Annotated in this window: 28 protein-coding genes and 1 pseudogene; 18 read left to right on the top strand and 11 right to left on the bottom strand. The window is 37.5% G+C overall.

The window, feature by feature from the left end:
- Nucleotides 1-504: 504 nt before the first annotated feature.
- From QZ138_RS04550 to QZ138_RS04565, 4 genes are all read left to right on the top strand, one after another.
- Nucleotides 505-2,640, top strand: coding sequence for a hypothetical protein (locus QZ138_RS04550; protein WP_292886753.1), 2,136 nt, complete (start codon nucleotides 505-507; stop codon nucleotides 2,638-2,640).
- A 170-nt stretch (nucleotides 2,641-2,810) separates the two neighbouring features.
- Nucleotides 2,811-4,373 carry a hypothetical protein gene (locus QZ138_RS04555; RefSeq protein ID WP_292886754.1) on the top strand — a complete coding sequence of 521 codons (1,563 nt, stop codon included), beginning with the start codon at nucleotides 2,811-2,813 and terminating at the stop codon, nucleotides 4,371-4,373.
- An 8-nt stretch (nucleotides 4,374-4,381) separates the two neighbouring features.
- On the top strand, nucleotides 4,382-4,537 hold the full coding sequence (locus QZ138_RS04560; protein ID WP_292602597.1) for a hypothetical protein: 156 nt from the start codon (nucleotides 4,382-4,384) through the stop codon (nucleotides 4,535-4,537).
- Between the two features lie 628 nt (nucleotides 4,538-5,165).
- Nucleotides 5,166-5,810: a queuosine precursor transporter gene (locus QZ138_RS04565; RefSeq protein ID WP_292886756.1), complete on the top strand. Its 645-nt coding sequence runs from the start codon at nucleotides 5,166-5,168 to the stop codon at nucleotides 5,808-5,810.
- A gap of 72 nt (nucleotides 5,811-5,882) precedes the next feature.
- Here QZ138_RS04565 and QZ138_RS04570 read toward each other — a convergent pair whose 3' ends face one another.
- The 9 genes and pseudogenes from QZ138_RS04570 to QZ138_RS04610 all read right to left on the bottom strand — a co-directional run bounded on the left by QZ138_RS04570 (nucleotide 5,883) and on the right by QZ138_RS04610 (nucleotide 15,143).
- The gene (locus QZ138_RS04570) at nucleotides 5,883-6,296 is read right to left on the bottom strand and encodes a hypothetical protein (RefSeq protein ID WP_292886758.1); all 414 of its coding nucleotides are present in this window, start codon (nucleotides 6,294-6,296) and stop codon (nucleotides 5,883-5,885) included.
- A gap of 5 nt (nucleotides 6,297-6,301) precedes the next feature.
- Nucleotides 6,302-6,691 (bottom strand): hypothetical protein, encoded by a 390-nt coding sequence (locus tag QZ138_RS04575; RefSeq protein ID WP_292886760.1) that lies wholly within the window; start codon nucleotides 6,689-6,691, stop codon nucleotides 6,302-6,304.
- Between the two features lie 188 nt (nucleotides 6,692-6,879).
- Nucleotides 6,880-8,751 (bottom strand): Glu-tRNA(Gln) amidotransferase subunit GatE, encoded by a 1,872-nt coding sequence (gene gatE / locus QZ138_RS04580; RefSeq protein WP_292886762.1) that lies wholly within the window; start codon nucleotides 8,749-8,751, stop codon nucleotides 6,880-6,882.
- Nucleotides 8,752-8,760: 9 nt separating this feature from the next.
- Nucleotides 8,761-10,031 (bottom strand): annotated as a pseudogene (gatD, locus tag QZ138_RS04585) (Glu-tRNA(Gln) amidotransferase subunit GatD).
- Between the two features lie 9 nt (nucleotides 10,032-10,040).
- Complete coding sequence (locus tag QZ138_RS04590; RefSeq protein WP_292886764.1) at nucleotides 10,041-11,480, bottom strand: 2-oxoacid:acceptor oxidoreductase family protein; 1,440 nt, start codon at nucleotides 11,478-11,480, stop codon at nucleotides 10,041-10,043.
- 13 nt (nucleotides 11,481-11,493) lie between these two features.
- Nucleotides 11,494-12,609 carry a 3-methyl-2-oxobutanoate dehydrogenase subunit VorB gene (locus tag QZ138_RS04595; protein WP_292886767.1) on the bottom strand — a complete coding sequence of 372 codons (1,116 nt, stop codon included), beginning with the start codon at nucleotides 12,607-12,609 and terminating at the stop codon, nucleotides 11,494-11,496.
- Nucleotides 12,610-12,888, bottom strand: a complete 279-nt coding sequence (locus tag QZ138_RS04600; RefSeq protein ID WP_292886770.1) for a 4Fe-4S dicluster domain-containing protein — start codon at nucleotides 12,886-12,888, stop codon at nucleotides 12,610-12,612.
- Nucleotides 12,889-12,903: 15 nt separating this feature from the next.
- The gene (locus tag QZ138_RS04605; protein ID WP_292886773.1) at nucleotides 12,904-14,571 is read right to left on the bottom strand and encodes an AMP-binding protein; all 1,668 of its coding nucleotides are present in this window, start codon (nucleotides 14,569-14,571) and stop codon (nucleotides 12,904-12,906) included.
- 20 nt (nucleotides 14,572-14,591) lie between these two features.
- Nucleotides 14,592-15,143 carry a helix-turn-helix domain-containing protein gene (locus QZ138_RS04610; protein WP_292886775.1) on the bottom strand — a complete coding sequence of 184 codons (552 nt, stop codon included), beginning with the start codon at nucleotides 15,141-15,143 and terminating at the stop codon, nucleotides 14,592-14,594.
- 226 nt (nucleotides 15,144-15,369) lie between these two features.
- On the opposite strand from QZ138_RS04610, the gene QZ138_RS04615 reads away from it, so the two are divergent.
- Nucleotides 15,370-15,741 (top strand): hypothetical protein, encoded by a 372-nt coding sequence (locus QZ138_RS04615; protein WP_292886777.1) that lies wholly within the window; start codon nucleotides 15,370-15,372, stop codon nucleotides 15,739-15,741.
- A 14-nt stretch (nucleotides 15,742-15,755) separates the two neighbouring features.
- On the opposite strand, the gene QZ138_RS04620 is transcribed toward QZ138_RS04615, so the two are convergent.
- Both QZ138_RS04620 and QZ138_RS04625 read right to left on the bottom strand, forming a co-directional pair.
- On the bottom strand, nucleotides 15,756-16,562 hold the full coding sequence (locus QZ138_RS04620; RefSeq protein ID WP_292886779.1) for a CPBP family intramembrane glutamic endopeptidase: 807 nt from the start codon (nucleotides 16,560-16,562) through the stop codon (nucleotides 15,756-15,758).
- Between the two features lie 11 nt (nucleotides 16,563-16,573).
- Nucleotides 16,574-17,506, bottom strand: coding sequence for an NAD-dependent epimerase/dehydratase family protein (locus QZ138_RS04625; RefSeq protein ID WP_292886782.1), 933 nt, complete (start codon nucleotides 17,504-17,506; stop codon nucleotides 16,574-16,576).
- Nucleotides 17,507-17,618: 112 nt separating this feature from the next.
- Here QZ138_RS04625 and QZ138_RS04630 point away from each other — a divergent pair, with 112 nt between their 5' ends.
- The 13 genes from QZ138_RS04630 to QZ138_RS04690 are packed head-to-tail and all read left to right on the top strand — an operon-like array spanning nucleotide 17,619 to nucleotide 23,303.
- Nucleotides 17,619-18,008, top strand: coding sequence for an energy-converting hydrogenase A subunit A EhaA (locus tag QZ138_RS04630; protein WP_292886784.1), 390 nt, complete (start codon nucleotides 17,619-17,621; stop codon nucleotides 18,006-18,008).
- Nucleotides 18,001-18,498, top strand: a complete 498-nt coding sequence (locus QZ138_RS04635) for a hypothetical protein (protein WP_292886787.1) — start codon at nucleotides 18,001-18,003, stop codon at nucleotides 18,496-18,498. Before QZ138_RS04630 ends, QZ138_RS04635 begins: the two co-directional genes overlap by 8 nt.
- 4 nt (nucleotides 18,499-18,502) lie before the next feature.
- Entirely contained in the window at nucleotides 18,503-18,754 is a 252-nt protein-coding gene (locus QZ138_RS04640; RefSeq protein WP_292886882.1) for a DUF2109 domain-containing protein, read from the top strand.
- 2 nt (nucleotides 18,755-18,756) lie between these two features.
- Complete coding sequence (locus QZ138_RS04645; protein ID WP_292886790.1) at nucleotides 18,757-19,026, top strand: DUF2108 domain-containing protein; 270 nt, start codon at nucleotides 18,757-18,759, stop codon at nucleotides 19,024-19,026.
- The gene (locus QZ138_RS04650; RefSeq protein WP_292886793.1) at nucleotides 19,019-19,279 is read left to right on the top strand and encodes a DUF2107 family protein; all 261 of its coding nucleotides are present in this window, start codon (nucleotides 19,019-19,021) and stop codon (nucleotides 19,277-19,279) included. The genes QZ138_RS04645 and QZ138_RS04650 overlap by 8 nt, the downstream gene beginning before the upstream one ends.
- Nucleotides 19,276-19,869, top strand: coding sequence for an EhaF family protein (locus tag QZ138_RS04655; RefSeq protein ID WP_292886795.1), 594 nt, complete (start codon nucleotides 19,276-19,278; stop codon nucleotides 19,867-19,869). Before QZ138_RS04650 ends, QZ138_RS04655 begins: the two co-directional genes overlap by 4 nt.
- Nucleotides 19,869-20,549 (top strand): EhaG family protein, encoded by a 681-nt coding sequence (locus tag QZ138_RS04660; protein ID WP_292886798.1) that lies wholly within the window; start codon nucleotides 19,869-19,871, stop codon nucleotides 20,547-20,549. Before QZ138_RS04655 ends, QZ138_RS04660 begins: the two co-directional genes overlap by 1 nt.
- Nucleotides 20,550-20,557: 8 nt before the next feature.
- The gene (locus tag QZ138_RS04665) at nucleotides 20,558-21,229 is read left to right on the top strand and encodes a hypothetical protein (protein WP_292886801.1); all 672 of its coding nucleotides are present in this window, start codon (nucleotides 20,558-20,560) and stop codon (nucleotides 21,227-21,229) included.
- 7 nt (nucleotides 21,230-21,236) lie between these two features.
- The gene (locus tag QZ138_RS04670) at nucleotides 21,237-21,452 is read left to right on the top strand and encodes a DUF788 domain-containing protein (RefSeq protein ID WP_342765666.1); all 216 of its coding nucleotides are present in this window, start codon (nucleotides 21,237-21,239) and stop codon (nucleotides 21,450-21,452) included.
- A gap of 9 nt (nucleotides 21,453-21,461) precedes the next feature.
- A complete protein-coding gene (locus QZ138_RS04675) occupies nucleotides 21,462-22,334 on the top strand; it encodes a respiratory chain complex I subunit 1 family protein (protein WP_292886807.1) in 873 nt (290 codons plus the stop codon).
- Nucleotides 22,331-22,585: a hypothetical protein gene (locus QZ138_RS04680; RefSeq protein WP_292886810.1), complete on the top strand. Its 255-nt coding sequence runs from the start codon at nucleotides 22,331-22,333 to the stop codon at nucleotides 22,583-22,585. The genes QZ138_RS04675 and QZ138_RS04680 overlap by 4 nt, the downstream gene beginning before the upstream one ends.
- An 8-nt stretch (nucleotides 22,586-22,593) precedes the next feature.
- Entirely contained in the window at nucleotides 22,594-22,905 is a 312-nt protein-coding gene (locus tag QZ138_RS04685) for an energy-converting hydrogenase subunit EhaL family protein (protein WP_292603554.1), read from the top strand.
- Nucleotides 22,906-22,910: 5 nt separating this feature from the next.
- On the top strand, nucleotides 22,911-23,303 hold the full coding sequence (locus QZ138_RS04690) for a DUF1959 family protein (protein ID WP_292886813.1): 393 nt from the start codon (nucleotides 22,911-22,913) through the stop codon (nucleotides 23,301-23,303).
- Nucleotides 23,304-23,336: the final 33 nt, after the last annotated feature.

Genomic DNA, 23,336 nt, shown 5'->3' on the forward strand with positions numbered 1-23,336 from the left:
ACGGTAAATACTATATTCCAATGTTTTATTGTACACAAAAGCACTGGCATTAATATTAAACCATAATTCCTTTTCCATCTCTTCATCAGGAACAAATTCAACCTTATCAGTTAAAATAAAAGTTTTATCGCACATATTCAACATCTTTTTTTCACATTTTATTAAAATTATAAAAAAAATCCTAAAACATCATCCTAATGACTAAAAAAATAATAATCACTAAAAGGATTGTTTTTTTTTTAGAATATATTATTATGAAACCGTGCTTAAAAAAGAAAGGAAAAAAATTAACTTATTGAAGTTTTTCCCCATCTTTCTATATTACATATTATAAACCTACATATAATATAGCATTTATCCGAGAGCATTTGAAAAGTAATCTCACCACCCCATCCACATAAAAAAATAGACACTAACCCACTAAATGTGCAATTCATCCCCGGCTTAAAGAAGCCGGAGAATTCTTGCACAATAAAGTTAAAAGCGCAAGATTACAATGAAGAGATGATATGTGAATCTGATAATGTTCCGGTTTTCGATGACAATGATACCTTAACTGTTTCACAGGAGGATTTGTGTGAAAATTCATATGATGAAAACGTTTCCATCTCTGAAACTGATGTTGTTTTGGAAAAAGACGACGAATCTGTACAAAAAAGCGAATCTCCATTGTATGGTATTGTTGATATAGGTGCAAACAGCATGAAATTGGAGATATACAAGATTAAGGATAGTGGAAATCCTAAATCTGTACTCTCATTATCTGAAAAGTCTGTGACTTCAATTTATGTTGAAAACAACAATCTGACAAAAGAGGGAATTGATGAGCTGGTGTCTGTTTTGAAGGATTTTGATGAAGTGATGAACCTTGTCAATGTCAAAACAAAATTTGTGTTTGCAACAGCCAGCCTGAGAAAGATTGACAATTCCGCAGAGGTGATTGCAACAGTCAAGAAGAAAGTCGGATTGGACATTAATCTGTTGAGCGGTGAAAAGGAAGCGAATACGACTTTTAACTCTGTAAAGGATAGTGAATTGACAACCGATAAGGGTATTGTAATTGATTTGGGAGGAGGAAGCTGTGAAGTAATTGATTTTGTAAATAAGCAAATAATAACTTCTGAAAGCATTCCGATTGGTGCAGAGTCCTCATACCAGGAATATGTCAGCGGAATGTTTCCAAATCAAACAGAAATTATTAATATAAAAAATAGGGTATTGTCCGAGCTTGACAAGCTTGTTGTGGATAATTCAACTCAAAGGAATGATTTGTTTGGTATTGGAGGGTCAGTTAAAAAAATTAAAAAAGTTCTTCAGTATCTCGGATATATTGATGATGATAGTTCTATTCGGGTTTCAATGCTGGATGACCTGTTAAATGAATTCAGCGAGCCGACCGGGGAGAATTATGAAAAGATTCTCAATGTCGATGCGGAAAGGGTCAACACTTTCCTGCCGGGTTTAATCATTACGAAAACAATTGCCGAATATTTCAACGTGACATATCTTCATTTCTGCAAAAATGGCGTAAGGGAAGGAATCCTGATGGAAATACTTGAAAATGAAAGCCATGAATCTCAAAGTAAGCAGAATGTTTCATTGGATGTTGCAGATATCATCCTTACCGCTGATGAAAATGCTGAAATTCCAATAGTCCTTGCGCAAAACGCAACAGGAACAGTAACAGTTAAATTGGCAGATAATGTCTACACCGCTTCACTTTTAAACGGAAGTTGCATAATCGTTCTTCCAAAACTTGAATCAGGCAACCATTCCGCCAAAATAACATACAGCGGTGATGACAATTATGTGTCAAACAAGACAAAAATCAACATTTATGTCAAATCAGCATCACTTGATGCACATGACATGGTTCGCTCCTGGAATAGTGGCTATGACTATCAGGTTAAACTTGTTGATGAGAATGGAAACGGCATTGCAAATAAACTGATTTCATTTACTGTCCTGTCAAATCAATATTTTGCAATGACTGATGAAGGGGGAATTGCCAATGTCAGGGCAAACCTGAATGAAGGCACATATTCAGTGTTTGTTTCTTCAGAGATTGCGGGAAATGCGACAAGGACATTGAAGATTGTAAACCGCATTGAAAACAATAATGACCTGACAGTATATTATGCAGGCAATGCCGAATATAAGGCCAGAATCATTGGGGATGACGGAAATCCTGAAAGTGAAGGGAAAAACGTAGCTGTTCTCATTGACAACAAGATGCAAAACCTCAAGACAGATAAAAACGGATTTGTTACAGTTAGGATTGGCAGTAACTTTAAGGTGGGCACACATTCCATTGAAATCAGATATAATGGGGCAAGCGCCAAGAATAAGGTTGTCGTAAAGCATCTGGTGAGTCTCAAATCAGCATCCGTCAAAAAATCCGGCAAAAAATTGGTATTGACTGCAAGTTTGGCAAAGGTCAACGGCAAATATCTTAAGAATAAGATAATTGTCTTCAAGTTTAAGGGAAAAACCTACAAGGCAAAAACCAACTCTAAGGGTGTTGCAAAAGTATCAATTAAAAAGTCAGTCTTGAAAAAGCTCAAAGTTGGCAAGAAGGTAGCTTATCAGGCAACATACATTAAAGACACAGTCAAAAAGACTGTAAAAGTTAAAAGGTAGCTCGCTTCGGCGGTTACTTCTCTTTTTTTATTTTTAGCTGATTTCAGCTGATTAAATGCCCTAAGATTCATTTCATATTGTCACTATTTTTTGTTTATAATTCTGAGACATCAGTTTTTTTAAGTAGTTTAAACATAGTTATTTTATATAGTCTTAGGTTGAGGGTAATTATGAAGTTGAATTTCAAAAAGACTTTTAATATGGTTCTGATATTTTTAATTTTATTGTTTGCTTTGTGTGCCGTTTCAGCTCAGGATAACGATACACAAACTATTTCGCAGAACATGGCTTCCCCTGAAAATGGGGATAATGAATTAGGCATTGATTATATGGAAAATCCATGTGATGATTCTCAAATTGGCACTCAAATCGAGATGAATGAACTGGATTGGTATTGTAATGAGAATAATGTTCTTGAAAGCTATATAACAGATGCTGATGGAATTCCAGTTAAAAATAAAGAAATTAATATATTTATAGATGGAAAACAGTATAACAAAACCTCTGATGATTTGGGAAAAATCACATTGGATTTAAAACCGAACAGCTATGGGGATGTCAATAGTGATGAAAACAGGATATTTCCTTCAGATAATGATTTTAAGATAGGGAATTATAAAATGCCTGTTCAAATCAAAGATTCTAAAGCCAAGCTAACCTCAAAAGCAAAAGCCCCTGCTGGTGAGGACTGCTGTTCTTTTTATTTGCAGGTGAGTGATACCGAGGCAGTCGGAGGCTTTAGAAGGGACAATACCGGGGGAACTACTATCACTGTAAAACCCTGTAAAATAAAAGGATTGTCTGCCGTGAAACATTATAATTCCAACGGTTTTGTTCACTTAATTGTCTTTTCTAATGGATGGATAGTGGGTAATGGCGGACTCGACTCCGATGGTTTCATCAAAAGAATGCAAAGTCTGGCTGTGGATATGGTCAAGTCAAATAAGATTAAAATGTCCTCCATAAAAAAGATCTATAGGTATAAAAGAAGCATAAATTTCGGGCATTTTGCAATTAAGGCTCCAAACGGCAGATATGCTGTTGCATGGAAAAATAAAATCATCACAGGCAAATTAAAACCTGGCCAATTCCTTTGCACACCTAATTTTAAACAGTATTATCGTCACAGTACCTTTGGAAAATACAGCAAGAATCCTGCTAAAGCCGCAATCAAAGTAGGTGCTACTGACAAATATGGTGTAAACAGAAGGCAGATTGTAGTTCTTCATTGGAAAGCCACTTCAGATAAAAAGTATAGGGCAACATCTTCAGTTAAATGTTATTCTGCTAACGATAACGGCAGATATGTTGGCGTGTCATCAGGCGGATTGGTGGACACCGTTAAATTTAAAGGCAAGACTGTCGGTGGACATAAACTTCCAAAGGTTCCAAAAATGAAATATATGGGCCGTCATAAATTTGGAAACATTGACAGGCTTTTTAAGACTCCAACAACTGTAAAAGCTCCTGGTATAAAGAGCCAGTTCAATACTGACAAATACTTTAAAGTAAAAGTTAAAAACAAAAATACTAAAAAAGTCGTTAAGAGAATAAAAATTAAAATTAAATTGACTTCCGGAAGCGAATCAAGGGTATTCACTGTCAAAACAGATAAGAGGGGTGTTGCTAAATTGAATACTAAAACCCTAACTGAGGGAATATATAAGGTTAACATAAAAACTGCAGATTTTAGATATAAAATTTCCGGAAAAAGCAGAATAACCATTATATAATCAGGAAAATGTCTGATGAAATCATTTTCACAGGCATTTTCATTCCATCACCAAAAAACTTCAATGTATTGACTCTATACGGGGGTTTCTTGAACAAAATCAAGAATGGTAAAAAGGTAACCTATACTGCAACATACGGCAAAGTTGCCAAGAAAGTGCCGTGAAAGTTAAAAAGTAACTCGCTTCGGCAGTTACTTTACTTTTTTTTATTTTTTTTAATTAATTCTAGATTAACCATTCACAATATACATATTTTCCAACATGCTTCGTTATATTATCATGAATGGTAAATATTTCACTTACTTTTTAATTTGAATATGTATATTCTTAATCGTTAAATTGAGTATATGGTAATTATTTGTTGGAGCGAATAAAAAGAGAGAGTGTTGGTGTTTAAGTGACTAGTTTAAACACCGTGTGTTTTTTGAGGAAAATTATATATTGGTAGATTTTTTTAATTTTCCGACGACTTGTATCAAATTAGCAAATTGTGAAAATCTAATTCAACACAATTCTAATTTTGGAGAGTATTAGTATTTTTGACTAATAATGTAGAGTGTTTAGGTTTGCCTAAATTTTAACTCTATTAATTACTTTGTCACCATAGTATATAAAGCTTTGCATTTTTTTAGGTATACCTAAATTTAATCATGCTCTTTTTGGAGGTGATTAAAAAAGAAAAAATGGTGATGTTTGTGGTTTTTACAATATTTGCCAAATTGTTGCTATTTCTAAATCAAAAGATAGATTAATGCCCTATAACAGATTGATATTTAACACTGGTGATTTTGAATGTTTGAAAATTTGAATAAAACTAATGTATATGCATATTTGGCAGGAATATTTTTTGCCTGCATGATTGCATCCAACATATTGGCTACCCGGACACTGGAAATAGGTTTCATAGCTTTGCCCTGTTCGATATTGACATTTCCGATACTGTTTATCGTCAATGATATCCTGTCTGAAATATACGGTTTTAAACTGACAAGGGATGTTATCTATTTGGGTTTCATCATCAATGTTGTGGCGGTTGGGCTATATCAGGTTGCCATGCTGTTTCCTTCAAGCAGTCCCAATGCCCCTGCATTTGCAGCTCTTCTCTCAACAACACCCAGACTCTTTGTTGCAGGACTTGTTTCCTATATGCTGGGCAATCTCTTAAACTCCCGTGTACTTGTCAAATTAAAGGAAAGATACCATAATCTGCTTTTTGTACGTGTTGTCGGAAGTACCGTAATAGGGGAAACTGTCGATTCTGTTATTTTCATTTCAATTTCATTCTATGGAGTTCTGCCGAATGAGTTGGTCGTGACCATGATCTGCTGTCAGATAGTGTTTAAGGTATTGTATGAACTGATATTCTATCCGGTAACCCGTAAAGTGATTTTAAAAATAAGGACCTTGGATGAGGGGTCACTGTTTAGTCAGAATTAAAAAAATAAGGGTATTTTAATCAGATATTATGGATTTTTACCATAGTATTAGATTAAAAAACAATTCTTTAAATTAATTTAGTTCATCGAGCAGTTGTAAAACTCTTTCAGATTTAATTTTAGATTTTAACATCATCTTGTTTAATGAATCTGAAGTAATTTTATTGTAATCTGCGTCATTTCTCATTTTTCTTAACTTGTCTAATTCTTTAGAGATGGTTTTTCCAATATTATTCTTCTTGAATCTTTCATGCTTTCTAAAGATTTTTGAAGTTTCCCCATGAACATCTGATCTTTTGGAATGCATTGTTTTAGATTTTTCATTCAAAAAAATATCATTTTCGTTTAAAAAATCACGTGTTGTACAGAAAGTACCGTAATAATATCTACTGACACCAGTTCTTTGTTTTGCTTCGTTAGATTGATTAATATATGAATCTGCCAGATTGTTGAATTCACACCACTCAAATTCTTCGGATTGTTTCATTTAGATTACTCCATAATTAATAATATTTTGTCTGCGGAATTGCTTTCAAATAATTCGTATAATCTTTGTTCTAATCGGTCTTCAATTTTCAAGGAGATTAGGGTATCTATTGAAGTGAAGATGTTTACTTCTAACTGGAGATAATCTTCTTGGAATTCCTCATAGAATTTGATTTGTAATTTATCGTAGGTTATTTCTTTTTGAATTAAATTTGGCAGTTCAAAAATAATTTTTTCCAGTTCTTTGTCATGACTTACAAATTCACATATTTTTTTTAAATCATCATTTGGGATTTGAAAGTTTTCTTTTATGAACTTTTCTAATGTTATGGTGCTAGTTTTTTCTTCATAGGATGGAATAAATATTCTTTCTGTTTCTTGAAACTTTTGAATCATTAAATTAACCTCCTAATGGTGGTAAATTATAGAATATGATATGTTCTAAATTCTATATAAATATTTGCTATTAAATGAGGTCAATTTTCTTTAATGAGGTCAATATTGATGTCCTTTCTGTAAAATACATCAAAAATATTAATTTATATAATTAAAAAAAAGAGTTATGGGAACTCAATTGAGTTTCCCTAAATTAGTTTTTGAATTTCTTCACGAACGATTTGGTTTACAAGTCCGCCGTCCGCTTTTCCTTTAAGCTCTTTCATGCACATTCCCATCAATGGACCCATGGCACCCATTTGGCGTTCCTTAACCATTTCCTCATTGTCTGCAACGATGCCTGCAATGATTTCATGCACCTCCTCGTCGCTCATCATGACAAGATTGTTGTCCTCTGCGATTTGTGAAATGTCTGTGTTAGGTGCCTTGATGGTTTCAACGGCCAGCTTACGAACGCTGTCCTTTGCGATTTTGCCGTCGGCCAGAAGGTTAAAGATATCTTTGAAGTGGTCAAGAGTTAAGGCAGTAATCTCATGTCCTTCCCTTTTGATTTCCCTGAGGTCATATGCAAGAAGTGAGGCGACTGGTGTTGCATCAACGTCAACTTCAGCTAAAATGGCCTCAAATGTATCTGCAACCTGTCTTTTGACAAGCTGTGTTGCAAGGTCTTCACTTAACATGTACTCTGCAATGATCCTGGCCTGTTTGACGTCAGGCAATTCCGGAAGGCTGTTTGCAATAGGCTCGATTCTGTCTTGGGTAATCTTGAACAGTGGAATGTCTGTTTCAAGATACATTCTGTTTGCTGTAGGTAAAGGTCTCATGTATTCGGTGTTGCCGTCATCAAGAGCTTTTCTAGTCTCTTCAACAACACCTTCAAGACCTAAGTTTGCTCTTCTTTTAACCTCTTCAAGTGCAGATACAGCAATGTCCTCGTCATGAGCTACAATGATGAACGCATCCTCTTCACCGATGTTTAAGAACTCTGTGATTTTGTCAACTTCGTCCTGTTTGATTCCGTAGGCAGGAAGCTCGTCTGAGTGGAAGATTCCTGCAACTCCACGTTTTTTGGCATAGCTTGCAATTTCGGTACCGAACCTTCTTCCCGGCTGCACTTCACGGCCGATTAAACCGGCGTAACCTTTCAATACAACGGCCTTGATTGTTTCAGCGGATTTCAATATCTTGGATTCTGTGTCTTCAAGAAGCTCATCAAGGTCATGAATCTCTTCTAAAACTTCTGCGTTTCTTGCCTGAAGCTCATTTCTGATGTCGATCAATGCCAGTTGCCTTTGAACTTCACGGTTGACTATTTCGGCCATCAGGTCCAAGTCCTGAACACCCTTGATTTCCACACGTGCACCTTCGGCAATGGAAATATTCAGGTCCTGTCTGATTGTACCGAGGCCTCTTTTGACGTTGGTACTTCTCAATATCTGACCGAGCATGTATGCAACTTCCCTTACCTGTTCCGGATGATGCATTGAAGGGTCGGTTGTGATTTCAGCAAGAGGTATTCCCAAACGGTCCAGTCTGAATTCGGTAAATCCGTCTTTTGTTTCTACCCTTCTTGCTGCGTCCTCTTCAAGACCAAGGCTTTCAATGACAACTTTTCCGTAAGGGGTAAGCAGATAACCGTCGGTTGCAACCATACCTGTTCTCTGGAAACCTCCGGTGTTACTTCCGTCAATAACCTGTTTTCTCATTGTGTGGAATTCGTCAACTATGTGCATGTTCATGAGGCATGCGATTGTAATACATATGTCCAGTGCCTCTTCGTTCAGGCTGTGGGGAGGTTCGTCATCGTTTTCAACAAGGCAGGTGTGCTTTGCAAAGTTCTCGTATTTGAAATTGAGTCCTCTTAAGGATTCCTGCAGTGCAGCACGGTCGATTTCTCCAAGCTCTGACTGGGTCGGCCTTAGCTTTCTTTGAACGAGTTCATCAAAATCGTCATCAACAAGCTCTGTTTTACATGGGCAGAACAGCTTGTGCTGACTGTTCAACTGTTGGTGAATCTCAAGTCCCATTTTCAATCCTAATTTTTCATAATCATAATCCATGCTATCACCTTAGTTCAAGAAATCCCTGATTGTGGATTTTTCTTTAAATTCACCTGCAACATTTGTTTGCATAATCTCTTTTACCTTTGCATAATCGTCACTTTGACCTAATGCCCAGCATAATTTAACATATGTTGTTTCGGGGGTCATGTCACGGCCGGATATGACTCCTGCATCAAGAATGTTACGTCCGGTTGAGTAGACGTTCATGTTGACCCTTCCGTAAAGGCACTGTGAGGTCATTATCACAGGGATGTTTTCATCCTGTGCCCTTTTGAATGAGTCAATGAGGTCATTAGGCACATGTCCGAGACCGGTTCCCTCAATTACAAGGCCTTTGTATCCTTTGTCAATGTGATATTCGATGAATTCTTTGGAAATGCCAGGGAAACTTTTGATGAATCCGACTTTCTCTTCAATGCCGGTATTAAGCTCCAATTCATTTTCTCCACGTTTGGTATAGTTGTACTCAGGGTTGATTTCAACATTCTTGTTTTGGATTTTGGCTATTGGCTGAGCGTTTATGCTTCTGAATGTGTCCCTTCTTGAAGTGTGCATTTTCCTGACCTTTGTTCCTTTATGTAAGTATGTGTATTCGTCATTCAGGCTTCCATGCATACAGACGCAAACTTCTGCAATGTCTGATTTTGCAGCGATTACCGAATCGATCAGATTGATGTTGGCATCGCTTGAAGGTCTGTCGGAACTTCTCTGAGCAGTCTTAAGCATGAAGCTCAATGCGGCTGAAGTGTAGTGCATTGTGTCGGTACCATGTGCTATTACAACACCGTCAGAGCCATTGGAAATGTCATTTGCGACTTCCTCTGCTGCCTTAACCCAGTATTCAGGTTTCATGTCTTCACTTAAGATGTTATAGAGTGCCTTAACATTGTAGTTGGCATAATCCAATAATTCAGGATTTGCCTTTACCAGATCTGATGCGGTAAAAGCAGGGTGTACCGCTCCTGTCCTGTAATCGATGACGGAGGATACTGTACCTCCTGTTGAAACTATTGAAATGTTCTGTTTGGCATCATCATAGGGAATTTCGGTTTGGCCAAATCCTATTTTTGGCTAAGTTCCGCAGTGGTATCTTCGATAGCCACACCAATGTTGTAACCGCTTGATAATTTTATTACAATATATCCGTCGTCCGCATCTTCCGGCCTGTCAAGCAGAATACCGGTATAGGAGATGTCCTGCTTGTTGACTTTGATTTTGTCCCCTATACCTAAACCGTAATTTTCTATATAATTTTTAGCATTTTCTTTATAAGTCATCAAATCACGCTATGAATTGTTTTTTATCCATTCAGCTCCAGCTTCTAGAACTTCAATGTTCACATCAATGACCTTAGGTTTGGATGCAAACATTTCTCTTATTGCATTTTCGTAGGATTCGCGTTTTAAAACATCGCCCAGTTCGGTTAATGCTCCTAAAAGTGCAGTGTTTGCAGTTCTGGCATTGCCGTGTTCCTCTGCAATGTCCACACAAGGCATTGCAATGACCTTAACGTCACGGTCTGTTTCAAACTCTCCTATTTTAGCGTCATAAAGTATTACTCCGCCTTCTTTAACGTCCTGTGAGAACTGCTCTAAAGATGGCTTGTTTAAGGCAATGAGAATGTCAATGTCATCAACAACAGGAGTTCCGATTGTTTCATTGGAGATTACAACAGAACAGTTTGATTTTCCTCCTCTCTGTTCCGGTCCGTAGCTAGGATACCATGAAACATGTTTTCCCTCTGCACATGCGGCCTGAGCGATTGTCAATCCTGCACTCAATACTCCCTGACCGCCGAATCCGGAAACCTTGATGCTTACAGGTTCCATCTCATCATCGACATATCCTGTTCCTTCGCCTCTGTTAACATTGAATATCTTGTCCAGTGATTCGGTTGAAAAGTCACTGGCAGGTCTTTTGACAGGTTCCTTGGTATATAGATTATTCCTGAAGTTTTTGACTGGGAATTCCTTTTCCATCTGTTCCTCAATGAATTTCTGTGCACTTGCAACGTCCTGTTTGAGGTTGGTAGGACAAGGGGATAGGACTTCCACAAATGAATATCCCTTTCCTTCCTTTTGAACTGTCAATGCCTGTTTGATGGCATATTTTGCAAGTCTGATTTTCAATGGATTTGCAAGTGAAACCCTTTCGATGTATACTGGTGCCTTTAATGTGTTGATCAGTTCACACATGTGTGTAGGGTGTCCTGCATAGTCAGGGTCCCTTCCGGTCTGGCATGTAACTGTCTTTTCACCAATAAGGGTAGTTGGTGCCATCTGTCCGCCTGTCATTCCGTAAACTGTGTTGTTTACGAAAAACACTGCTATCTTTTCTCCACGGTTTGCAGCCTGCAGGGTTTCATTCAAACCGATTGAGGCAAGGTCTCCGTCTCCCTGGTAGCTCATGACAATTGCATTGTCTTCAGCTCTGGAAATTCCTGTAGCAACGGCAGGTGCCCTTCCGTGAGCGGTCTGGAAGTTGCCGCAGTTGAAATAGAAATAAGCATATACTGAACATCCAACAGGGGAAATCATAACGCATCTTTCCTGGATTCCAAGTTCGTCCATACATTCCGCAATCAGTTTGTGTAAAATTCCATGTCCACAACCGGCACAGTAGTGGGTAGATTGAATATTTGTTCCTTTTCTGGGATATTCTTCTAAAAGGGATTGTGGATTTCTACGTACCTGTAACTCATAATCTTTATTTTCCTTTTCACTCATTTTTCCACATCCTCTAATCAATTATATTTGGACTGGCCTTTTCCTCACTTCTTTCGGATAGGTCTATGTCTTCATCGTCAATGCCTGCTATCTCATAAATCTTAGCAAGTACATGTTTTAGTTCAATCAGGTTTCCGCCCATTCTGTTGACCAGATGGGTGTCATCTTTTCTGAGTGCTGCAAAATGCACGTCAGCCAAGAGTTGGCCATTGCTCATTTCAACTGAAATGAAGCTCACTCCTTTATCTGCCAATTCTTTCACTCTGTCAACAGGGAAAGGTGATAATGTAATCGGTCTTAAAAGTCCGACTTTCACGCCTTTTTCACGGCTTTTGTCAACAGCGGATCTTGCAATTCTTGAACTGATGCCGAATGATACCAGAACGATATCCGCATCATCAACCTGATATTCGTCATAGATTACCTCTTCAGCTTCGATTTGCGCATATTTTTCCTGAAGCTTGAAGTTGAAGTCTTCCAAGTCGTTAAAGTCATTATAAATTGAAGTAATGAGATTGTCCATGGTTTCTGCATTACCTTTCACTGCCCAAGGCTTGTCGTTTTTAGGTTCGATTGCCTTTTCCGGAAACACTAAAGGTTCGGCCATCTGGCCTAGGGTACCGTCGGCTAAAACCACAACAGGATTTCTCCATTTGTCTGCAAGTTCAAAGGCTTTCATGGTCAGGTCGCACATTTCCTGCACGCTGTTTGGAGCAAGAACTATGTTTTTGTAGTTTCCGTGACCTCCGCCTTTTACGACCTGGTTGTAGTCTCCCTGTTCAGGTCCGATGTTTCCAAGTCCAGGTCCTGCCCTCATGATGTCCACAATCACTGCAGGAAGTTCAGCTCCCGCAAGGAATGTGAATCCTTCCTGCATTAGGCTGATTCCAGGTCCGGATGATGAGGTCATTACTCTGTGGCCGGTTCCTGATGCACCATAAACCATATTGATTGATGCCTCTTCACTTTCAGCCTGCACGAAGTTTCTTCCAACCATAGGGAAGTATTTTGAAGCTTCATGCAAGATTTCACTTGCAGGGGTAATTGGATATCCGAAAAAACAGTCGCATCCTGCATACATTGCGCCGATGACAACCGCAGTATTTCCTTTTACCATCTGATTGCTCATTTATTTCCCTCCTGCTTTGACCTTAATCATTTTGGCCACTGAATCGTTTACTATCTTTTTATACTGATGTACTTCCAGCGCCAGTGGTTCAGGGCATGTAAAGTAGCAGTCCTTACATCCTGTACATCCATTGCCGCTGTAATAGGCAAATTGATATCCTGCGTTGTTCATGTCTTGTGAAAGTAATATTGCATTTTGAGGACATCCGACTATACATCTCATACAGCCTTTGCATATTTCCTTATTTATAACTGGATAAGATATCTCTTCTTCTGTCATTTATATCATCTGAATTTATTTATTGTAATCTTTCTCTCTGATTTCAACCCTTCTTGTTTTACCGCTGATGGTTTCGGGAAGTTCATCCACATATTCAACCATTCTTGGATATTTATAAGGGGCTGTTACTTTTTTAACATGATTTTGAATGTCTTTTGTAAGTGAATCTGATGGCTCGAAGCCAGGCTGCAAGACAATGCTTGCCTTTACGATTTGGCCTCTTATTTCATCAGGATAACCTGTAATTGCACAGTTTTGAACCGCTTCGTGAGATAAAACTGCACTTTCAACTTCGTACGGTCCTATACGATATCCTGAAGATTTGATTATGTCATCGTTTCTTCCGACAAAGTGGACATATCCCTCTTCATCAACCCATGCGGTATCTCCGCAGTGGTAATATCCGTGATGGATCTGCTTTCTGTATTTTTCATCATCATTCACATAATCTTTAAATAATCCCGGATTTGGACCATCCTGCAATTTGAAACATAGTTCTCCTTCATCTCCGATTTCCACTCTTTCATGGTTTTCATCGAGCAGTCTCAAATCAAATAGTGGTGAAGGCTTTCCAATGGAACCCACTTTTGCGTCCAGCCAGATAAATGTTCCGATTGAGAGGGTTGTTTCGGTTTGCCCGAACCCTTCCTTGATTCTCAATCCTGAAATGTCATAGAATCTGTCTGATACTTCAGGAGGAAGAGGCTCTCCTGCTGTGGTTACATAAGTGAAATTTGAAAAGTCATAACCCTGGATATTCTCTTTAATCAGGAATCTGTAAACTGTTGGTGGGGCACAAAAGGTATTGACCTTATATTTGATTACATTTTCAAGCAGTTTTATTCCGTTAAACCTGTCGTAATCATAAATGAATATTCCTGTTCCTGCAATCCATTGTCCATAGATGTTTCCCCATACTGCCTTACCCCATCCGGTATCTGCCGCACTGTGGTGGATTCCGTCCTCTACAACATTGTGCCAGTATTTGGCGGTTGGGATGTGGCCTAATGAGTAGGTGTGCTTATGTGAAACCATTTTTGGAAGGCCGCTTGTTCCTGATGTGAAATAGATTAGGAATATCTCTTCGGCATAGGTTTTATCCTCGCCGGTAGGCCTTTCAAATATAGGGCTTTGTTCTTTAATTGCCTCATTGAAATTTGTCCAACCTTCCCTGTCGGTTTCAATAACCACTTTTTTCAATTCATAGTCAAGGGTTTTTTCAGCTTCCTCATAATCTGGAAGCAGGGAATCTTCCTCGATTGAAACGACCATTTTAACGTTTGCTTCTTTTAATCTGAAGTCAATGTCATGAAGTTTCAGCATGTGTGTGCCTGGAATTGGTATCGCACCGATTTTATGCAATGCAACCATGCAGAACCACCATTCATATCTGTTTTTTAAGGTAAGCATTACGCAATCGCCTTTTTTAATTCCTAAACTTTTAAAGAGGTTTGCCGCTCTGTTTGAATATTCCTTCATTTCCTTGAATGTGAATGTGTGCTCCTCATCATGGTCATTGACCCAGATTAAGGCTATCTTTTCAGGGTCTATTTCGGCGTATTTGTCCACAACGTCGAATCCGAAGTTGTAGTCGTCATTATATTTCAGTTTAAAGTTTTCGTGAAAATCTTCATAAGAGTCAAAGTCGACTCTCTCTACAAAATCTCCTATTAATGAGCTCATTTAATTATCTCCTATAAATATTATATGATTACTGCTAAGAACTTAGCCGGTTTATCGTTAAGCGCTACCATTGCGTGTCTGTGTGTTGAATCAAAGAAGATGCAGTCTCCTTCGTTCAGTACGATTTCGTTGTTGTGTATATAAATTTTTAAGGAACCCTCAAGGACATAGTTGAATTCCTGACCGGGGTGTGAGTTAAGTGAAGGTGCAGGGTTCTTTTTGGGGTCGACCACCACAAGAAATGTTTCGGCCTTTTTGTGAATGAAGTTGGAGCATAGGTTTTCATGGGTATACTCTTTGCTTCTGTCGACTGAAACTCCCTTGTTTGCACGGGTGATGTCGAATATGTTCATTCTGCTTTCTTCACCGGTTAATAATAATCCTAAATCAACTTTAAAGATGTGTGCAAGTTCATATAAGAAACTTGCCGGAATGTCAATTTCAGCATTTTCATATTGGATGTAGGTTTCTTCTGTAATGTTCAATTCTTGCGCGATTTCTTTAATAGTAATGTCTGACAGTTCTCTCAATTCTCTAATTCTATTTCCAATATCTATGTTGTATTCATTCATGCATAAACACCTATTTTTTCATTGATTTTTTTTATTATAATAATATATATTATAATATTATATGTTTTGGATTTAACTTTATATAAACCTTTTTAAAAATCATGATAATTCGTTATAAATTTTCTAAACAAAAAATTTTGTTTTTAATTTTTAGCTGAAAATGTGGGAAAGTTTTAAATACTTCAAACTTTTAATGTTAATTTAATCATTTAAAGGAGAAAATCAAATGACATCTAATGAGATAGGAACTGACATTATTTTCAAAAAGCAGTTAGGTTTAAATTTAGAGATTGATCAGAAATATGTCGGTTTAAAAATGAAGGAGAATAATATTTTATCTTTTAATTTCAGAGTTCCTGGAGCTTTGAAAGATGAAGTTGAAGCTTATTTTAGACGATTCAAATTAGGGGAACCGATTCTTGTAGATATTGGTGGAACTGGTGATATTAAATGTGATTTTAAAGGAATTTCTCCAGTCTTAAAAAATAAGGATGAAATGGACCAGTATTTCCTGTCTGCCACCTTACAGGAAGACAAGCAGTATAATCCTCTTGAAGAGGAAAAATGTGAAACCTGCAGCGGATGCGGTTTCCATTAATCAATTCTTTTTTTTTAACTATGCTGTTTTTTAAGCTGTTTAGATTCTTTAATTATGTATTTTATTAGATAAACGGTTCCGATTATTGAAAGAATTGTGCATGGTACAATCCATGGCATTTGAGTCATCGCCACATCCAAACCGCTGACATTAAGAAGTGTTGCGGTTAAATTATTTAGGAAGTGCACGCTCATTGGAATCAGAATATTGTCTGTTTTTGTGTATAGTATGCACATGCAGATTCCGAATAGGATTGCACTAGTTATTCCTCCGAATTCGTGGCCAAGACCGAATATGACTGATGATATTATCATTGCAGGAATGATTCCGGTTCTGATTTTCAGTCGGTTGAACAGCACTCCTCTGAAAACCAATTCTTCAACAATAGGAGCAAAAATTATGGCGCCGATTGCATCAAGAATAACAACACTTGAATCAATATCAACGGTGTCAATGCCTGTGGAAATCCATGTCGGGTCATTTAGGCTTGCCATGATGTCTATTGAGGAAATCAAAAAGGTGAATAGGAATGCAAACAATAAATTTACTGCAAAAACATAAAGCAGTTCTTTTCGGTTATTCTCTTCAAATATGTTTTCAATATTTTGGTCAAGGCCTCTTGTTCCTCGGAGTGCCCACACAAACATCAGGGCTCCAATCAAAAAGAGAACTATAAAGAACAGTTCGTCTGACTCAAAAATTTCTGGAAAGATGACTGTCAATATTCCTGTTATGATTGCGGTTATGATTATTCCTACAATAAGGTCCCTGATTCTGATTGTTCTTAGGCGAACATTGAAATCGGTAACATTTTTATCCATCTTTTGACCTCCTATAGAATAGTTTTGAACCAGTTTATGGTTTCTATAAGTTGTGATTCGAATTCATTAGAATTAATTTTCAGGCCGATTTTTTCCATGTTGCTGATGTCTGCTAGGGAGTGTTTGATGTCTCCTAATCTTTTAGGCAAATATTTAGGTTCCAAATCACTGCCTAAGGTATCTTTAATGATTTCATATAATCTGTTGACGGTCAGCTTTTTGCCTGATGCAACATTGATGATGCCATTGTAATCGACTTCACAAGCTGCAATATTTGCTTTCACTACATCTTCAACATAGACAAAGTCCCTGGTTTGCTCACCGTCCCCATAGATTTCAGCCTGTTTGCCTTCAAGAAGTGCACTGATGAAATGGGGAATCACTGAAGCATATGGGGAATTCTTGTCCTGTTTCGGTCCAAAGACATTGAAGTATCTTAGCGCAGTATAATTCAAGCCATAGATTTCATAAAATGATTTCAGGTATAATTCGCAGCCTGCCTTTGATGCAGCATATGGGGATTTTGGCATTGGGATCTCTGTTTCTTTTAAAGGCATATTTCTGTTTTCCCCGTAAACGGAAGATGATGATGAAAACACTATTTTTTTCACATCGTTATCTGCAGCTGATTTTAAAAGTTTTACGGTTGCATTAAGGTTTATCTCATTGCATTCTTTGGGTCTTTCGACACTCAATGGAACACTTGCCATTGCCGCAAGATGGAAAATGTAATCAATATCTGAAGTTATGTCATCAAAATTAGTATTGCATATGTCTCCATTGATAAAATTTAAATTCTCATGTTCAGGGGCTTTTAAATTTTTAATGTTACCTGTGGAAAGATTATCAATAATGGTGATGTTGTTATCGTCCATTAACTCATTAGCAATATGAGAACCGATAAATCCTGCTCCACCAGTAATTAAAATGTTTTTATTTTTCATTAAGCCACCATTAATTAATTTAAATTATAATTAAGCAATTAATATTATTTTTAAGTAACAATATTTATATATTTTTATATGTATATTATTAAAGTAAGAGGAGTCTAATAATATGTTTGATTTGGTGTTTGATACCATATATTTTGCTTCGTTTAGTAACTTTTATGGGCTAAGCAATTTAAGTTTATCTTCATTTGATATTTTATTAGCTTATGTTGTAGCTATTGTTTGCTCTATCATTGTAGCTTTAGTTTTAAGGCTGCCTTTACTTCCTAGCAAACCATATAGGTATTCTTTTGATGTTAGTGCATTATATCCGACTCCAATAATTGCTATTGGTATTCTTTCAATATTTCTTGTTTTAAATTATACTTTCATGTATAACGGATTAGTTCTAGCAGTTGTTATTGGTGTTTTATCAGCATTATTTGTGAAATATTTATTTGATTTCGTATTTCCAAAACCTCTGGATGAAAATGCAGGAGAGGATATAAATGAATGAGGTAATTGGAATAATAATTGCCGCAATTCTTTGTTGGTTGAATTTTGTAATTGTGGATACATATTTCGGACTTCCCGAGCAGCCTGGCGTTAAAGGCGCCAGAATAATTGGTAAAGATGTCGAAAAAAGAGGAGGAGATATTGCTGGCGGATTTTTCCAAGGAAACATTTTATGTTCTCCGGATGCTTCTGCCGGTACATTAATGGCTTCTATTGGATACTTGCTTTTAGGAATTCCTGGCGGAATAATTGCAGCATTCCTGGTATTTATTGGAAATAGGTTATGTGCCGATCCTGGATATGCTGGAACTACAGGATGTTTGACAGCCACTGCAATAATATTTATAGCATCTTTCATAGGTTTGACACCTGAAATGTTCATTGTTGGAATGGTCATAGCCATATTTACAGTCATGGGCATTGATCAGGCAAAAATGTCTGTAGTTTTAGGAAAAATAGCCAAAAAATTCAATAGGCATGCTAGAGAGTGATTATATGTATGTTGAAATTATAGGTATTATAGTCATATTCGTAGCATTAAGGGCTCTAGTTACAAAAAACAGAGCTGAAAGACTATTATATTTAAATGTCATTGGTTTTGGAGTTTCTGCAATCATTGCATTGGTGATTAATACTCCATTTGCTCTTATTGTTGCTGCAGCGTTCTTCATCTGTTCAACAATCAGTGCTAATGCTATTGCTTATACATTAAATAGACTAAATGACGAAATATTGCTGGAGGAATGAAAATGGAATTTCTCGTATCAATAATTGCAATAGCTTTGATGGTCATTGGGGCATTTGGCGTCATATTTATGAAAAAACCATTAGACAAGATTATAATGTTTGATATAATGGATGCCGGATTTGTTCTGGTTGTTGTACTGTTCAAATATTTGGATGTTGCATTGTTTGCGGCATTGGCAGGTCCATTGTCAACTTTAGTATTCATTTTATCCATTGTGAAAATTAAGGAAATCAGAACCGATAAGATTGCAAGTGGTGAGGCCAATGATTAGCGTTTCATTGTTTTTCTATTTCGGAATATTTTTGGCAATTGTGGGAAGTATTGCCACCGCTTGGGGTCCGGGAGTCAGTGACCCTGTTGTCAGGACATTCAATACAGAAATCGCTTCAATAGGTGTCTGTCTGGTCTTATTATGTTACAATCATGTTCTGGCATTGCTGACATTGCTTGCAACAACTGTTATTATCACATTGATTTTATTCAGAGCAATCATTCGCTTAGAAGAAATGGGGGCAGATGTATGAGGATTGGAGCATTATGGAACAAATTGGCAAAGCCTAAAAATATTCCACGCCTTTTTGCATTTAGCCTTGGAATAATTTTGATAATCGGTCTGATAGTGCCTCTGGCATTGAATCCGGACCAATTGTATGTCAGGCCTGCTCCTCAGGAGCAGGTTGATGAAGGTTTGGCCATTGCACCTTATGACAGAGGTGGAGTGCCTTTAAAAGAGCCAGGTAATATTGACCCTCAATATCCTGAAAATGCAGAGAGCTTGGGTATGATTACGGGTTATATGTCACCGCTGGCGGAATTTGTCTCTTCAATTTCACCTTACTTCGGTACATCAATATATTCATCTCCAGGAGGACTCATAGATGAAATACTGTACTATACAAGGGGTTTCGATACCATTCTCGAATCCAGTATCCTTATGATGGCATTCATCATCGCTTCATGGTTGTCCATCAATTATACCATGAACAGGAAAAATGATGAGGGCGAAATCAAAAAAGATGTGAAAAAGGCTATTGATGATTCAAACAGGGTGGCCAGTCATGTCAAGGCAAATGACGCTAAGGCAAGAGCTAAACAGCTGAGGAGGGATAACTGATGTTTGTTCCTCAGGCGTTCATTAGCATGTATCTGCCAGCAATCTATGCTGGTTTGATAGTTGGTTTTATAGGAACCATGGCAATTGCAATAAACAGAAGGGAATTGCATATTCTCATACTGACAGATATTGTCGGCCTTGCCATGATATTTGTCGTTTCTGCGGTTGGAACCGACTTGGCTGAAGCATTGATTTTGCCTGGTCTGGTAGTTGAGCTGGCTGAAACCTTGGCAATTTCTGAAATTTTGATTACAAGGGAAATGCGTAAAATTGAACAGGATCCAAGAGCCAATTTGGCCAAGTCTTCTTCAATTTTCCCACAGGCATTCTCTCTGGATATGGAAATCATGACCACTGCACCTAATTTCATTGCATTGGTCCTGATTGGATATGGAATATTCCTCACTGGTTTTACTGGAGGAGCAGTAGCTGGTGGAGGAATTGTATTGTATGCATTATCTAAAAAAGCAAGAGGACTTCCAGTATTGATGTTGGATGGCATTGCCGGTGTTTCCGGTATTGCATGGTGTTTATGGATAATAGGATTCCTGTTGTTCTTCGTAGCCCCTCAATATTGGTTATTAAGTTTATTCTTAGCTGCATGTGGATTATTATTAAAAGTAGCTTCCAAAGTAGGCTTGATTGGTCTGCTTATGAGAGAGGATATCGATAACGAGTAGGTGAGAAAATGGATTTCGTTACACTTGGAGGAAATTTGCTTGGAACAATCCAACTTGGAGACATTGTATTGTACCTGACTCCATTCAGCTTGTTCCTGTTTGCGGTTTTACTTGGATTTACAGTATTGATCGGTTTAAGCAAACCTGAAACTCAAGTAGAAGCTACTATGCATTATCTGAATAATACTGAAGTTAAGGTAGGTCAAAAAGAGCTTAAGCAAAGAAGATTTTTAGCAGTGATATGTGGTATTGCCTCTGCTGGAGCTATGATTACAGGCGATCTGTTCAACTTCACACTGTTCATGGCTTTGGTGGGTATCCTGAATATAGGTATCGTATCTGCTGTAAAACAGACCAGCGTATTGGATTCCGCATTCAATTATGGTCTGATTGCCATGATGTGCAGTTTGCCTTTGTTTGGTGGAGCCGCCATTATCCTTGCAGCGACAGGCACATTGTCACTTGCAGTACTGTCCCAAATGCCTGCAAGTCCTATGGTGGTATTGGGTGCGGTGCTGATGTTGCTGGGTATTTTGGGTGAAAGCGGAGTAGCGCCTTTCTTTGCAAGTAAAGCGGAAATGTTCAGAACCGCAGGATCTCCATATATTGTTATTATTCACTTAAGTTCATTGTTTATTATTGTAAGAGCTGTTGAAATATTATTATTGGTATTGTGGTAGTGGGAGTATGGTAAATCAAAAAATTACATGTATCATATTATTGGTTTTATCAACATTAGCTATTCTCGCATGTCTGGTTATCAACTTTGAGGCATGGATAGTCTATGCTGTAGCTATATTTGGTATTCCAACATGGATTTTATCTCTTGGCTTATTGACCATGGCCAAGCCAAAACCTGAAGATGTGGAAGAAAGAGTGAAGGAGCCATTCACTGGGTATTAAAGTGGTATTATGAATTTGATGGCAGAAATATTGATTCAAGTTATTATTGCATTCCTGGCAGGGAGCCTGCTTTTAGGTTTGCACAGAAAAGTGATGGCACGTGTACAGAAACGTCCAGGACCGCCTATTGTCCAGCAGTTGATACACTCTTTGAAATTCTTCTTTAAGGAAACTGCATTTCCAAAAACAGTATCAAAAGTATTTTATATTGGAATCGTATTTATCTTAGCATTGATTTGGGTTGTTGGGGTAATTGTAGGTCCTGTAGCCAAGGATTCCCTATTGATATTGTTCGGCGTTTATGCGGTCTATAAGATTGTTGAGCATAACTCAGGTTCAAGTTCCGGTTCCCCATACGGTAAGCTGAGCTGTGTGAGGGCAGTGCTTTCAGCGGCAACCGAGCTTCCATTGTTTGCGGCAATAGTGTTCGTTTACATGGTGACCGGCACAATGAATATTGGGGAAATCATTACATACCAGTCAGTGCATGGTCCGTTGATATATTCAATTCCTCTTGCAGCCTTGATGTTCTTTATGTTAATACTTACTAAATCTCCATACTCTCCGTTTGCAATAACTAAGGATAAGGTTTTGATTTCCGGATTTGAAACTGAACACTTCGGATTCCTGAGGGGATTCATGCTGTTTTCAGAGGCTATCGCATGGTATGTTCTTCTTTGGGTGTTCCTGACAATATTCTTCGGTCCGCTGAATGCCGTGGGATATCTGATTGGAATGATTGTGATTTCATTCATCACAGGATTCATTAATGCGACAACCCCATTGTTAAGTCCGAATCATTCAGTAATGACTCAAATTACCATAGGAGCAATCTGCTTTGCAGGAACCGTATTGATGATATTTACAGGAGTGGTAGCATGAACAGCGAGGATGTGATTGTTTATTTCACAGCACTGGTGGCTATTGGAATAATCGTTGTGGGATTGTTGACTACTGCACTTCATTCATATCTCATCGCTCCGATAGTTATAATTGGAATTGTCCTTGCGGCTTTTGTATTGCTTTCAAAGGGCAATTTTGCACATAAGATAGAAAGTATAGAGAAAATATGTTTTATAATAACATTTTTGGCAATAATTTGTTCATTTATATTGCTTTATAAACCTATGTAGGAGATATTATGTTAGACTATATGATTTATTTAATTGCATTTGCTGCCGGATCCATTCTTGGTCTGCTTTACAGCTATAAGCAACATGGGGAACCATTTGTTGCAGTAACCAAGTTCAATGTTCCATTTGCTATTGTTTCAATTGCAGGATGGGTTTTAGGATTTTGTTCAGGCAATGTTATTTTATCAGCAATCGGTTTTCTCCTTGCAGGTTTTGTAATGGGTGAAAGGCCGGGATACGGTAGAAAAGAAACTGCCGTCGGTTTAATTATTGCAATTATTGTATATGTATTATTGAAAAGGCCATTATGTATGATGTGATAGAAATGGATGACGACGCTAAATTAGAATTGATGCAAAGAAGAATCGTTAAAAGTTATGCAGTGCAAAGAGATGTCATAGTTCCTCTTTCTGAGGAATTTGACTGTACTGTTGAAGAGCTGGAAGAGGTTTTCTTCCATTTGTTTGACATGTCATCTCTTCAGGCATTACATGCAACATTCGAATCGGCTCAGGACATCTGCCTATACCAGAAGTTAAATGCTGATTTAAGATTATGTTGGTTTAATGGCACATTGGAGATAATATCTGATGAAGATGCTAAAAATCTTAAAATGAAATTGGTTAATGAAGTTAAAAACGGCAAATCTTATGAAGATGCCTTAAAGGAAGGACAATTAGAATTATTTGAATTGTTAAAAAAGGAAGCAAAATATTGATGTTTATTTAATTATTTGATAAAAGAGGGAGTA

The organism is Methanobrevibacter sp. UBA212 (assembly GCF_905233225.1).
Classification (GTDB): Archaea; Methanobacteriota; Methanobacteria; order Methanobacteriales; family Methanobacteriaceae; genus Methanocatella.